Here is a 14,579-nt window from a genome sequence, read left to right as displayed (position 1 = left end):
TTTATCAAGTTACCGACGTAATGTCAACAACTTTTTAAAATTCTTTTTTCAGCTTCGTTGTTACTGTTATGTCTCAACGACGCTTTATAATAATATAACGCCCTGCACATAAAGTCAATATGTTTCGAGAAGAAAAATGTTTTTTTCTTACTTTACTTCTTCCCCTACTGAGAAGTAGTTAAACGTAAATAATCTAAATTTTCTAATTTTTATTTATACCTATATTAAAAAAGAAGCCCTTCACAAAAAGAGCTTCTTTCTTATCTTACTAATTAAGGTAAATAACGACGTGCACCTGCATACTCTTCAATATACCCCTTCGTGTTCAAAGGAATCATCTCTACTGTCCGCTCGGAGTTCGGCGAATGAATCATCATACCATCTCCCGCATACATTGCTACATGGTGGACGCTTCCTTTCCCTTGGTTATAGGCAAAGAATAATAAGTCTCCGGGTTGAAGATTGTTCATCTCTACTGGTTTCCCTGCTCTAGACTGTGGGCCTGAGTCACGTGGAATTGTAATACCATGGGACTGGTACATCGTAAACGTAAATCCAGAGCAGTCAAATCCAAAACCACTCATGCCAGCCCATAAATATGGAAGATTTAAAAATGCCTTTCCGCTTTCAACAAGCTCCGTGCCAGTTGGTACAGGAATATCTTTTTGAGAAGCGTAGATTTTTCCTGCTTTTGCAGAAACCCATGCTGTCTTTCCATTTGGTTTTAATACTTTATATGCACTCTTTGATTTTACCAAAAGAGGTAAGCGCGTATTATAGCTAACTTCAATACCTTTCTTTTTCAAAGAAGGCGAATGATATAAATAAGTAGTCGGAGCCGTTACCATTACAAAAGGCTTCTTTGCATACTGTTCGTACCTTTTGCTATAGGTTAATTGTTTAGTAGGCATCCACCCGGGATATCCTAATTCATTTCGAGAAGTAGGCTGTCCGTCTACAGCTACTTTGACCCAATCTCCTTGTCTCTCTAAAACCGTTACTTTGTTTCCATATAACGCTTGTGTCTCAAGCATCCCGTCACTAGATAACTGCTGCTTCTGTTTCAAATTCATCGATGTGGTCCACTTCTTCATATCTACAGGATTAGTAGCTGACGGAGCGTCCACTTCACGCAAGATGTTGGGTGCTGTCCAAAGAGTAGCTGCTGCGACATCTATATAAGCAGTTTCTTTTTCTTCAGAAGCATGAACAGAAGGAACTGCACTGACTCCAAATGTAGCTAAAATAACTGTTGTTACCGTCAAAAGCCAACGTTTTATATTCATCGTCTCTCTCCTTCTACTATATTACTATCTTTTTATTTTGAGATAGGAACGGTGATTTCTCCTATTCCAGGAAGATCTGATAAGAAAACCTCTTGACCGCTGTACTTTAACACATCCAGTTCAGTTGAAAGCCAAAGAGGAGCATCTAAGTCAAAATACGTGATATTTGGATGAGCGGCTGCCAGATGAGCAGCTGCTCCCACGGAAAGTGATGGTTCCATCATGCTTCCAATCATACACGCAACACCGTTCGCCTCAGCAATACTCGCGATTTTTCTTGCTTCATTAATGCCTCCGCACTTCATTAGCTTAATATTTAAAAGATCCACGTACCGCCCGCTTACAAGCCTTAATGCATCTTTGGCAGAAAATAGACTCTCATCTGCCATAATGGGTACGTTTACTCGTTCAGTCACAAACTTTAACCCTTCCCAATCATGAGCAGCGACAGGCTGTTCTACCAGTTCAATACCAAAGTTGAGAGCTTCCATTGCATTAATTAATTGCACTGCTTGTTTTGGAGTCCATCCTTGATTTGCATCCAACCGAAGTTTTACATGATCCGGAATGACAGATCGAATATGTTTAATACGCTCAAGGTCTAGCTTAGGAATTGAACCTACCTTCACTTTTAAAATGTCAAATCCGTCCGCTGCACTTTTTTGTGCGTCTTCAGCCATTTTTTCAGGTGTATCAACACTTATCGTCATACACGTAGAGATAGGCTGCTTATCGCCCAAGAAAGCATATAAAGGAATGTTGAGAAACTTTGTATAAGCATCATGCAAAGCGATATCAGCAGCCGCTTTAGCACTTGAATTGTGAATACAGCAGCTTTGAATTTTTTTTAAGAGTTTTTGAAACTGACTTATATCCTCCCCTATTAGCGCTAGTTTAATAGGTCCTTGAAGTGCAGCTTGAATGCCTTCTAAAGAATCGCCTGTAATAACATATGTTGGCGAAGCCGCTCCTTTTCCTTTTATTCCGTTTTCTAACTGAATCTCTACACTTATGCTGTCTATCTCTGTTGCTGTTCGAAGCGCTGTTTTAAACGGAACGAGCAGTGGAACGGTTTGATGCTTTACAGTTATGTCTTTAATTATCATTTCAATCGCTTCCTTTCGATTCAGCACACATATTCTTTTATACCTATTTTGGTTTATTCTTAGATCGCCCCTAAAATTTTGGCGATCATCATACCAAAATAAGTACCTAAGAAGGAACCCATCAGAGCCATAATGACTCCTACCGGAATCAGTGCACGGTTATAAGCAGCTGCAAGCATTGGAGCAGACGCCATTCCGCCAATATTAGCTAAACTGGCTACCCCGAGCGTAAATAAATCATATTTAAATAGTTTAGCTAGCAACAGCATGATCACTAAGTGGACGAACATAATGAGAAAACCAGATACTAAGTAAATAGGAGCCTGAGCTAAATTTGAAAAATCTGATTGAGAAGCAATTAACGCTACAACGATGTATAACATAACGTTTGATACATCGAGCGTACCTGGAATTTTTGCCGCTGGAGTTACAGCAAGCACTAAACCAACGACAGAAGCAATCATAATCGTCCAGCTCGTTGCATTAATAACGGCTCCCACTTCAGGCAAACGCCCTCCGATAAATGTAGACAATGCCGAAACGAACAAACCTAGCCCAAGCAAATAAAGAAGATGCTGAAACTGAGGACCTTCTTTTTCGCTTTCAGATGTTGCTGCGACTTCATCTATACTATTCTCAATAAAGCTGACGTCTGCTTTTGTCCATTTATTAAATTTAGATGCAAATGGTACAAGCCAAAACATAAACATAACCCATACGGCATAGTTAATCGTATCCATCATAAGAGCGTAGCCAAATATATTTTCTGGAACATCCAAAATCCCTTGAAGGGCAACCATGTTAGCTGACCCACCGGTCCAACTTCCTGATAAAGCACCAAAAGCTTTCCACGTATCCTCTACATAGAAATTCTTAAAGATGGCATAGACGAGGATAAAGCCTATCATTATACTAAAAACCGCAACGATGAATCCTCCCAGCATTCTTGGACCAAGTTTAATTACACTTCGAACATCACACTTTAACAGCATAAGCATCAGCATAGCAGGAAGAAGTGCATTTTTAACGCCTGCATACATGGCGGCATTTGACTCGCTATCCCCAAATAATCCTGCCGTTTGCATAAGAGCGGCTCCTATATAAATAAGTACAATACCTGGAATAAACTTAAAAAATCCATTGCCTTTAAATCGTTTTTCAATCCCTACCATGAGCGCAGCAAAGGCAGTTAACACACTCACATACATAAATCCATCTTGAATCATTTATTCTTCCCCCTTCATCTCCCCGAAAATGTTTTTATGCAAAACAAAATCCAGCCCAACGTTTGAAAACGTCAGGCTGGATTTCGTCTAGGTCTATGTAGACAAAGCAGCTGTTATTTGCTGATATTTTTTCTGTGCATCATGAAACGCTACCACCAGCGCTTTTTGGGAAGACCCGAAGTAGCGGCTGTTAATGTCGTCTATAAGGGTGGGATCACTTATATGACGTCCAATAAAAATTGATTGAACAAATCGAACGGTTAACTCAATCGTCGCTGAGCATTCCACATCAATAATTTTTCCATTTGTTTTATCAACTACCAATCCTAAAAAATACTGATTGAACTTTTTAGTAATCGGATTGCTTTGAGGAGCTTTGGCATCTCCAATAATATAGATAGTATCTTGATCATACATGATTTTTTATTCCTCCTAAAAGAGATAACAGACGATGCTAGGGACCGGCAAATGAACGTTTGCGGAGCTACGCAACATGTATTCGCTTTCATAAGGAACATTATAATCTACTCTCAATATATCATCTATAAAACAATTTCACAATATAAATTTTATACTATTCAGAATAAAATAATATTTACCCTATAAAAAAGGCCGTACGAATACATACGGCCTTTCTGCGTCATCCTTTGAACATTGTAGAGGAAAAACGGTTAGGGTAATCTGTCATCACTACTTTTACTGAAGCCTGCTGGAGCTTCAAAAAGTCATTCAGTTCATTAATTGTATATACTCGTAAGTCTAATCCTTCTTGCTTTGCTTTTTTCCCGTACGAAGAAAGAGCAAACGACATATCACAGTGCAGGTGCGCACCTATCGATTTTGCTTTTCCAATCGCATCTTCACTCACCCCTTCAAATAAAAATCCTGTTGGGATATATGAATGGAGAGATCTCACTTTAGCCAAGCTATCATAGTTAAAAGATGACAAAATAACTTGATCTTCTAAATCAAACTCATCGATTAGACGAAGAACTTTTTCCTCAAGTTTTGGATAGTAAATTTGGTCATTTTTTAATTCAATGTTCACGGTCATTTCTGTCTTTTTGTCCATCATCCACTCAAACACTTCTATTAACGTGGGAATTGATTGTTTAGAAAAACGAGAATCATACCAGCTTCCAGCATCGAATAACCGCAGCTGTTTATATGAAAATTCTTGAACATATCCCATTCCATTCGTCGTTCTGTCAATTCGTTCATCGTGAATCACTACTATTTCTCCGTCTTTGGTTAGTTGTACATCCAATTCAATACCTGAAACTCGCATTTTCCTAGCTTCTTCAAATGCAATCATTGTATTTTCAGGATATCGTCCGCTAAAGCCGCGATGCGCATAAAGATCAATTGAATTATTCATTGTCCTCTATCTCCCCTAACTAGTCATTCACTAAATAAAAAGCTCGTCCTCAAAATAACTTGAAAGACGAGCTTCGTAATCATACGTTATTTTTGATTGGCTACTTCTAATGCTCTATTCGTTTCTTTTGCTGCTTGATCAAGTGCTTGTTTCGGCTTTACTCCCTGGTACAGGCTTTCCATTCCTGTTACTACCTTTTGGCGTGATTCCGGAAATACCGAAATTAAAGCGCCTTGTGTTGCCGGAGTTGATTTAGTTTTATGAAGCTGGTCAACCGTCACTTTTAGTTGAGGATATTTTTTCCATTCTTTCTTTACGATTTCTTGATCATATGCTTTAGGATTAACCGCAAAATAGCCACTTTCCACGTGCCATTTTGCCTGAACTTCTGGTGTTGCTAAATATTTCATGAAGTCCCACGCCGCTTTAGATGTTTCATCACTAATTCCTTTAGACATCCATAAAGATGCTCCCCCGATAGCTACTCCTTGGCGATCCTCTTCTTTTGGCACAGGAAGATCTGATACACCCACATCAAATGGAGCATTGTCTACTAATGTTTTAATACCTGCTGATGAATCTAAAAACATTGCAATTTTTTTAGATTGAAATGCAGCGCGCATATCGTCCCAGTTTTGCCCTACATTGTAGAAGGTACCTTCTTTGTACATGTCATTGATTAAATTAAATGCGTTTTGTCCTTCTTTTCCATTAAATACTGCCTTCTCGGCATCCCCTTTACGACCGTTTTCGTGATCTACATACAAACCGCCTTGAGAAGCAACTAGCTCTTCAAAGAACCATCCGTAATTTAGAATTGAAAAACCGTATTGTGATGTTTTATTTCCTTGTTTCTCTGTTAGTTTCTTTGCAGCTGCCTTTAATTCATCATACGTTTTTGGTGGATTTTCAGGATCTAACCCTGCTTTTTTAAAGGCATCTTTGTTGTAAACTAACACAGGTGTTGAAGAGTTAAACGGCATTGAATATTGCTTTCCATCTACTTGGTAATAGCTTGAAATATTTTTCTCCCACTGTGAAGTATCGTAGTGGTCTTCATCAATAAATTTTTGAACAGGCTGAACCTTACCACTGTCTATCATGAATTTCGTTCCTACTTCGAACGTTTGCATGATAGCAGGTGCATCTTTAGTTCCTGCTACCGTATTAAATTTTGTTTGTGCTTCCTCATACGTTCCTTGGAAAACGGGCTTTACTTCAACTTTATCCTGAGATTTATTGTACTCATCGACTATTTTATTGAGTGATTTTTCAAGGTCACCGCTCATGGCGTGCCAAAAAACGACTTCTGTTTTACCTGATGCTGTTTTTTTAGTTTCTTGCGCTTCCGAAGAACCAGTTGAGTTTGAGCAAGCGCCTAGAATGACCAGCAAGCATGCCGTTACGATAGCCAATATCTTTTTCATCACATTCACTCTCCTATTTAATTGCACCTTGTGTTAATCCTTTTTGAAGACGTTTTTGACCTAGGAATAATAGTAATAATGTCGGTATAATAACAACCACGACAGCAGCCATAACCACTCCCCAATCAGTTGAAATCTCCTGCGTTTGCATTTGTTTTAAACCAATCTGAACGGTACGAACATCCTCTGTATTTGTCACTAACAGTGGCCATAAATACATATTCCATGTTGTTAAAAAGCTATATACGCCAAGCGTAACTAGACTTGTTTTAGAAACAGGAAGCACAACATTCCAAAAGAAACGAAAGCGGCTGATCCCTGCGACTTGAGAAGCTTCATACAGCTCGCCCGGAATGGTTTTAAACTGTTGACGCAATAAAAATGTTCCAAATGCTAAGGCGAAAAAAGGAATTGTTAATCCCAAATAGTTATTAATCCAGCCTAGCTTTTGTGCTGTTAAAAAGTTAGGAACCATCGTTGCTTCCCATGGAATCATCATCGTAGAAATAAAGAGAAAGAAAATAGTATCTCTTCCTTTAAATTTAATAAATACAAATGCAAAAGCAGCCAAACTTGAAACTAACAGCTGCCCGGCCATGACAAAAATAGATACAGCAAAACTGTTAATTAAATAATGAAGCAGCGGAACTTTTTCAAAAGCATCCCGATAGTTTTCAAATGAAAAAGATGACGGCCAAATCTTCCCTTCTAACACTTCCGCTCCACTCATAAAACTAATGGAAAAAGCGTATAGAATAGGAAACATCAATACTAAAGTAGCTGCAATGAGTAACAAATAAGTTGTCCATTTTCTCGTGATGCTCATTGATAATGTACCTTCCTTTCTCCAAGCTTGAATTGAAGAGCGGTAACCAGTAGAATACAGAAAAATAAAATTGTAGCTTGAGCACTTGCAGAGCCAACATTATAGTTTACAAATGCATCTTTGTAGATTGAATAAACAATGACATTTGTGGAATCTGTAGGCCCGCCTTTTGTTAAAATGTCAATTTGTCCAAACGTTTGAAACGCGTTAATAAACGAAACGGTGATAATAAAAAACAGCGTTGGCGAAAGCATAGGAAGCGTAATTTTACGGAGCTGATACCAATAGCTAACTCCAGCAATACGCGCGTTTTCATACAGCTTTTCATCAATATTTTGTAACCCGCCAAGTAAAATTAAAAAGGTAAACCCAATGTTCATCCAAATCGTAGAGATGGACACAGCAATCAGCGCATACTTAGGATCTAATAACCACTGCACATCATGAATGCCTACAAGATTTAATACTTTATTAATAACACCGATTGTCGGGTTATACATAAACATCCAAATTACAGAAGAAGCCGCTACGCTCATTCCCATCGTAGATGAAAACATTGTTCTGAAAAAACCAATTCCTTTTAGCTTTTCATTTGCGATTAGCGCTAGGAATAATGCAATAATTAAGCCAATAGGCACCGTGTATAGTACAAATAAAAAAGTGGCTTTCATACTTTGTAAAAAGTTTGGATCTGTAAATAGATAAAAGAAATTTTGTAATCCTACAAATTTCAAGGGATTTCCCTGTGTGTCTGTAATAAAAAGACTTAAATATAAGGTCTTAATCATTGGGTAGAAAAGAAATACACCAAATAACAATAATGATGGCAGCAAGTAAGATAATCCTACCAATAGGTTAGGCATTGACTTCTTTTCTTGTGGATTTGATGAAACAGAAACAGGCGAGTTTGCTGTTTTGGTAACAGCACTCATACAAATGCCCCCTTTACAGTTAAATCTTCCGTTGATGGTTCATAGTGCAAGCATGAACCTGTATCACTATCAAATAAAAACAGGTGTTTTGGATCGATAAAAATAGGGACGCGCTCTCCCACTTTTATATTCCATTGACCGTTCCATTTAGCCATCCACTGTTTGTCTCCCATTTGAAATGTAAGCAGTGTTTCCGTTCCTAGAATTTCGACATTATCTACCTCTACGATAAAGCTGGTGTTGTCGTTTGTCGCAAGCTGAACGTGCTCAGGTCTTACTCCAACCACAACTTCCTTTTTACCGCTAAGGTTGTTGTATGATGCACTCATAGAAATAGCTCTTCTATCTTCAAAAACGAGTAAGTTATTTTCTATAGAAACGTTTGATAAGTTCATAGGGGGCGAACCTATAAACGACGCTACGAACGTGTTTGCCGGTGCATTGTAAATATCGAGCGGACGCCCAACCTGCTGAATATTACCTCCATTTAAAATCATCATTCGATCCGCCATCGTCATCGCTTCCGTTTGATCATGCGTGACATAAATCATCGTAATACCTAACTTACGCTGAATCTGGCGAATTTCTGATCTCATCTTTGCTCGCAGCTTCGCATCCAAGTTGGATAACGGCTCATCCATCAGGCAAATAGGTGAATGAGTAACTATAGCACGTGCGAGTGCTACACGCTGACGCTGTCCTCCCGAAAGCTGTCTAGGCTTTCGTTTTAAATATTCACTTAAACCAAGCATTTCTGCTGCTTCCCTGCAGCGCTTGTGCTGTTCTTGCTTTGAAATCTTCTTTGTATGCAGACCAAAAAGAATATTTTGTTCTACTGTCAAATGCGGATATAAAGCATAGTTTTGAAACACCATGGACAAATCGCGCTGACTTGGAAGCAATTTATTTGCTTTTACATCCCCGATTAGCAACTCTCCCTGTGTGACTTCTTCTAATCCGGCAATCATTCGCAGCATTGTACTTTTCCCGCACCCTGAAGGACCTACTAATACGAAGAATTCTCCAGGTTCAATTGTGACATTAATATCTTGAATGACATTTGTTTTTTGATCGTATGACTTTCCAACGTTAACTAACTCTACTTTTTTCATTAAAAACGCTCCTTTCTCGCTCATTCATATTTTTTCCATAGCCATGATTTTCCTGTAGAAACTGCCGTAGCCCCTGCTTTTAAAGCAGCTTGGATATGGCTTTCATTTTGAATGAGTCCACCTGTAATAATAGGGATACTTGTTTTTTTAACGATTTTCTCTATCATCTCCGGAATCAATCCTGGCATTAGTTCTAATGCATCCGGTTTAATATCTTGAACGGTTTTTAACCCCTGTGCTACTGCGTCTGTATCCACTAAAAACAGCCGCTGAATAGCAACCAGCCCTTCCTGTTTTGCGTAATTAATGAGTGAACTTTTAGTGGTTACGATACCTGTGGGCTTTACAAACTTAGCGAGAAATTTAAGCCCTTCCCGGTCATAGCTAATTCCCGGAATTTTTTCAATGTGTAAGAAAACCGTTCGATTATGCTGTTTGAGTAAATCTACATAGCGTTTAATTACACTGATGTTTCCCGTTAATAAAAAGGCGGCCTGGATCTCTGTTTCTAAAAATTGCTCTAAATTTTTCGGACTTTTAATGGATGCAATTAAACGATCTTGTCCAAGCTGTTGTAAGAAATCTGCTTCCTTATTCAAAACGATTCCTTCCTTTCATTTATAAAAAAACCACAAAAAACGCATAGGATGTTTATATAGACCTATTGTTTTTTGTGGTTTCTCAATTTCATAACCTTAGTAACTATTCACTTATCGTTCACATGTTTTATAATAATGGTTATTTGTGAAGGCAATATAAAGAAGCTGTTGAGTTTTGTAAAGTAAACGTATAGTTCCTGTAAATCTGCTGAAGATAAAAAAAGCCGTTGATTTCTCAACGGCTTCACAGTGCACATTCTTCGATTTCAAATCCTAAATCTTCAATTAATCCCCAGTCAGCTGTAGGTTCTTGACCTTGAGTCGTTAAATAATCGCCTACAAAAATTGAGTTTGCAGCAAACAAACCAAGCGGCTGAAGTGATCTGAGGTTAACTTCTCTGCCTCCTGAAATTCGAATTTCTTTGGTTGGATTTACAAAACGCATCATCGCTAACAGCTTTAAGCATTGCATTGGCTTTAACGCCTTTTTGTCTTCTAGAGGCGTTCCTGGAACGGCAACAAGAAAATTGCATGGAATAGAATCTGCATCTAACTTTTTAATCTGAAAAGCTAATTCAACGGCTTGTTCATTTGTCTCGCCCATTCCAAAAATTGCACCGGAACAAGGTGACAAACCTGCTTTTTTAGATGTAGTAACCGTATCGACTCGATCTTCATAGCCATGCGTAGAACAAATATTGTCATAGTTATCAGCGTGAGTATTTAAATTATGATTATAGCGATGAACACCCGCCTCGACTAGTTCGTGTGCTTGATCATCTGTTAAAAATCCTAGACAGGCACAGATTTTCAAGTCTGTCTTTTGACGAATTTCCTTTACCGCTCCCACTACGTGCGCTACTTCTTTATCAGTAGGGCGGCGGCCTGACGCTACGATACAATATGTACCTGCTTTTCTTTTTTGAGCTTCAAAAGCACCTTCTACAATTTTCTCTTTTGTTAACCACGCATACTTATCAATGGGCGCTTCTGATACAATCGACTGCGAACAATATCCACAGTCTTCTGGGCATAAACCCGATTTAGTATTAATAATCATATTAAGCTTTACTTTTTTTCCATAATGATGATGACGAATTAAGTACGCGGCATTCATGACCTCTAACACTTCTTCATCCGGTACATAAAGAAGTTGAAGCGCTTCTTTATATGTCATTTCTTTCCCTTTAATAATAGACTGAGCAAGTGCTTTCCAATCTCTTAAACTTGTGGTTTCCATCGATTCCCCTCCACTTTAGTAAACTTAAAAAATATAAAGTTAACAATTATAACTAAAAGTTACCATTATCACGCCTTTTATGTCAACACTTCATAAATAATAGTTAACTTAAAGAGACTGGGACAAAAGTAGTTGAGCCCAAGTAAAAAACGAACCATTCATCAACCTGTTTGATGAGTGGTTCGTTTTTTTTTTGATGATGCATATCGTTTTATTTGTTTCGTTCCTTCTAGCAGTTGATTGGAGGGCAAGGCGAAGACTCCTGCGGGAAAAGCGGAACAGGTGAGACCCCGCAGGAGCGAAAGCGAAGCCTTGCACGGAAATCAATTGCGGTGTCATAAGCAGTCCAGCTCATGTATCTCATTTGTTCATCTTTCGATTGGATTTATTTCGTTATGTCCCAGCCTCTTTGCTTATTGCGCTTGCAGTGTGTAAATAACCGATACAAAGTCTCCAGATTTTTTATCGTATGCTTCAACACCCGGATATTCATGAGTTAGAGCAATTCCTGCGTACATGAGCTCATCTCCATAAGCTGTTTGGTCTGTTTCCATCACTGTATATTCATAATCAGGATGAAGCCCTTTTAGCTCAATGCGTTCATAAGAAGGATTTGATCTAGCTAATACTTGATAATAACCGATGATTGCCTGTTTTTGATCGGATGAAACAACCATCCAGCTCGTCACATTTCCATCTTGTTCAAACGGACTTTTTAATCGATAGAATCTTCCATTTTGAATAAGAGATCGGTATTTTTTATAATACTGAATTTGTTTTTTTACCGTTTCTTTTTCATCTTCTGTCATCAGCGTAACATCTAATTCATAACCGAATGCGCCAAAATACGCAACGTCTCCTCTTGTTTCTAGACTTGTTACTCTGCGTACTTGATGATTTGGTACGGCTGATACGTGTGCTCCCATTGAACTGATTGGATAAGCAAAAGACGTGCCGTACTGAATTTTCAGACGTTCAATCGCGTCCGTGTTATCGCTCGTCCAAGCTTGAGGAGCATAATAAAGCATTCCCGGATCAAATCTAGCGCCCCCGCTTGCACACGATTCAAATAAAATATCCGGAAACTTCTTTGTTAGTCGCTCATACAAATCATATACTCCTAAAATGTAGCGATGTACTACTTCAAACTGGCGATTCGCGGGTAGCCCAACAGATCCAATCTCCGTTATATTTCGGTTCATATCCCATTTTATATACGAGATAGGTGCTTCACTTAAAATAGCTTCCATTCGTTCATAAATATAATTCACTACTTCTTCTCGTGAAAAATCAAGCACATATTGATTTCGTCCATGAGACTGATGACGATTTGGCACATGAATCAACCAATCTGGATGCTTTTCATACAAGTTGCTTTGCTTTGAAATCATTTCAGGTTCAAACCATAATCCAAAGTCCATACCTAAATCCGTTACTTTTTGAGCCAATGATTTCATACCGCCCGGAAGCTTATTTTCATCTACAAACCAGTCTCCAAGAGAAGTTGTATCATCATTACGTTTACCAAACCAGCCGTCATCCAATACAAAAAGTTCAACGCCCAGCTTTTGTGCTTCTTTGGCAATGTGTACAATTTTCTCTTCGTTAAAATCAAAATACGTCGCTTCCCAGTTATTAATTAAAACTGGTCGCTCTAAATCCCGCCATTTCCCTCTAGCGAGACGCTTGCGATAAAGCTCATGATACTCTTGGCTAAGACCGTTTAGCCCGTTATTTGAATAAGCCAATACTAGTTCTGGTGATTGAAAAGTTTGTCCACTTTCTAGTCTCCACTGAAAATCAAAAGGGTGAATACCCATCGTTATTCTTGATACATTATAGTGATCTACTTCCACTTGTCCAAGAAAGTTTCCGCTGTATACAAGACTAAAACCATACGCTTCTCCACTGTGTTCAGTTGCATCTGGATTCTTTAAAATTAAAAACGGGTTTTGCTGACTGCTGCTTGTACCTCTCGCACTAGAAATACTTTGAATACCCGGCTGAAGCATTCTTGTTTTCACGTGTCTCTCTCGAATCCAAGCACCGGAAAGCTGAACCATTTCATAGTTTGATGTGGGCAAATCAATGCTGCCGCTCATGATACGCAAAATATCGACTGGTTCTTCTCCTCTATGTTCAAATCTTGCGTGACGCGTAATAATATTTCGGTCTTCGTAAACGGTATACGTTAAAATAAGTGATGCATTGAGCAATTTATCAATCAGTTCAACTTCTACACTCGTGGCTTCACTCTCTTCTTCTACGTATGTAGCAGGTAAGCCGTTTAATAGCTTCTTGCCCTTGTAAATTTTATGGTTATCGTATTCAAAATTGGTGACTCGGCTTCCGTTTTGCTGAAGAAGTTGGTAGGCTGGCTCTCTGAAGTCTGTTGTCCCATAAGAAGGATACTCTTGTTTGATTGTTTCAAGAGAAAATGCTAGTTCTCCTTCATAGACCGAAGCGCTAGCTCCTCTTGTTTCCACACGTAAAAAATGCTGAAAAGACGGACGGTGCTTAAGCTTTTTTCCATAGTATAAGTGACCAAGCTGCTCGTTTCTCAACACTGAAAAGATATAACTTACATCGCGGCCCTGCAGGTGAAACTCCTTTGTACGTTCATTAAATAAGATCCCCACTCTATCTCTCTCCTCACCATCAAATATCTAACGAGACATTTCCTTTTTCATCTATTGCCGTTGCATGCTCAACAGCAGATGCTAGATTAATCTCTTTTCTTTCATACCATTTCGCTAAATCTTTGAATAACTCTTCTGTTTCAATCATTCTTGTATCTACTCGCAGTTCAGTTTCGTAGCTATGAAGAGACCAAGTGCTTTCACTAAATAAGTTCATCTCCACATCTAGACACATTTCCTTCCAATTGGGGGCACACCGAATAGGGTGAAGTATGTCTGAACATGCAATAGTGTAGCGGTTAGAGCCATTTTTATTCATAAAACAATGAACAGAAGAGGTACTCACATCTCCCTGACTAGTTTGTATAGATTTATATAGCTGGATATCTAACAACGGAACGCTCCATTTTAACGCCATTTTTGGAAGACTTCTTTTTTTAATCGACTTGACCGTTAATTTAATAAAATAAACACCATCTTTTTTTGTTTCATCCAATACAACATGCACACCTGGTCCCTTGTTTATCTCCAAGTTTATATAGGGTGTAGCAATCACTTCCTTCATCTCCTTTATCATCATTATAAGTTTATACACCCGCAAAAATGTAACCGCATTCAAAAGTTTGTTTTCGTATTTATTACAAGTAGATCATACTAATCGAAAGCTTTTTTACTTTCTTTCATTTTATGTAAAATGCTTTCTAGACTCAATGGTAAAAATCAAAGTGAAAAAAAGCATTTTTTTGCTTTATCTAGTAATTAACTAAACGCTCTTTATCTCTTAGCGCGCAATTTTCTCTTCTTTTTC

13 protein-coding genes are annotated in these 14,579 nt (G+C 38.4%); all 13 read right to left on the bottom strand.

Features of this window, described 5'->3' with window-relative positions; translation table 11 throughout:
* Positions 1-272: 272 nt before the first annotated feature.
* Positions 273-1,286, bottom strand: a complete 1,014-nt coding sequence (locus AC1VNJ_RS25480; protein WP_098627526.1) for a C40 family peptidase — start codon at positions 1,284-1,286, stop codon at positions 273-275.
* A gap of 32 nt (positions 1,287-1,318) precedes the next feature.
* A complete protein-coding gene (locus AC1VNJ_RS25475) occupies positions 1,319-2,392 on the bottom strand; it encodes a dipeptide epimerase (protein WP_155008805.1) in 1,074 nt (357 codons plus the stop codon).
* A gap of 59 nt (positions 2,393-2,451) precedes the next feature.
* Positions 2,452-3,618, bottom strand: a complete 1,167-nt coding sequence (locus AC1VNJ_RS25470; protein ID WP_047751713.1) for a DUF819 family protein — start codon at positions 3,616-3,618, stop codon at positions 2,452-2,454.
* A 93-nt stretch (positions 3,619-3,711) separates the two neighbouring features.
* On the bottom strand, positions 3,712-4,035 hold the full coding sequence (locus tag AC1VNJ_RS25465; RefSeq protein WP_028412670.1) for a DUF3870 domain-containing protein: 324 nt from the start codon (positions 4,033-4,035) through the stop codon (positions 3,712-3,714).
* Between the two features lie 223 nt (positions 4,036-4,258).
* Positions 4,259-4,996 (bottom strand): glycerophosphodiester phosphodiesterase, encoded by a 738-nt coding sequence (locus tag AC1VNJ_RS25460; protein ID WP_028412671.1) that lies wholly within the window; start codon positions 4,994-4,996, stop codon positions 4,259-4,261.
* Between the two features lie 86 nt (positions 4,997-5,082).
* Positions 5,083-6,423, bottom strand: a complete 1,341-nt coding sequence (locus tag AC1VNJ_RS25455; RefSeq protein WP_028412672.1) for an ABC transporter substrate-binding protein — start codon at positions 6,421-6,423, stop codon at positions 5,083-5,085.
* Between the two features lie 13 nt (positions 6,424-6,436).
* On the bottom strand, positions 6,437-7,249 hold the full coding sequence (locus AC1VNJ_RS25450) for a carbohydrate ABC transporter permease (protein WP_033580861.1): 813 nt from the start codon (positions 7,247-7,249) through the stop codon (positions 6,437-6,439).
* Positions 7,246-8,181 carry a carbohydrate ABC transporter permease gene (locus AC1VNJ_RS25445; protein ID WP_028412674.1) on the bottom strand — a complete coding sequence of 312 codons (936 nt, stop codon included), beginning with the start codon at positions 8,179-8,181 and terminating at the stop codon, positions 7,246-7,248. Before AC1VNJ_RS25445 ends, AC1VNJ_RS25450 begins: the two co-directional genes overlap by 4 nt.
* The gene (locus tag AC1VNJ_RS25440; RefSeq protein ID WP_028412675.1) at positions 8,178-9,293 is read right to left on the bottom strand and encodes an ABC transporter ATP-binding protein; all 1,116 of its coding nucleotides are present in this window, start codon (positions 9,291-9,293) and stop codon (positions 8,178-8,180) included. Before AC1VNJ_RS25440 ends, AC1VNJ_RS25445 begins: the two co-directional genes overlap by 4 nt.
* A 20-nt stretch (positions 9,294-9,313) precedes the next feature.
* The gene (locus AC1VNJ_RS25435) at positions 9,314-9,892 is read right to left on the bottom strand and encodes a glycerol-3-phosphate responsive antiterminator (protein ID WP_028412676.1); all 579 of its coding nucleotides are present in this window, start codon (positions 9,890-9,892) and stop codon (positions 9,314-9,316) included.
* 244 nt (positions 9,893-10,136) lie between these two features.
* Positions 10,137-11,132, bottom strand: a complete 996-nt coding sequence (bioB, locus tag AC1VNJ_RS25430; RefSeq protein ID WP_482641524.1) for a biotin synthase BioB — start codon at positions 11,130-11,132, stop codon at positions 10,137-10,139.
* Positions 11,133-11,545: 413 nt separating this feature from the next.
* Positions 11,546-13,771, bottom strand: a complete 2,226-nt coding sequence (locus tag AC1VNJ_RS25425; RefSeq protein ID WP_098626869.1) for an alpha-galactosidase — start codon at positions 13,769-13,771, stop codon at positions 11,546-11,548.
* Between the two features lie 19 nt (positions 13,772-13,790).
* On the bottom strand, positions 13,791-14,336 hold the full coding sequence (locus AC1VNJ_RS25420) for a hypothetical protein (RefSeq protein ID WP_223546639.1): 546 nt from the start codon (positions 14,334-14,336) through the stop codon (positions 13,791-13,793).
* Between the last annotated feature and the right edge of the window lie 243 nt (positions 14,337-14,579).

The organism is Priestia sp. 3CA3 (genome assembly GCF_056836725.1).
The sequence above is the reverse complement of the archived record's forward strand: the minus strand, read 5'-3'. Positions and strand labels throughout refer to the sequence as shown.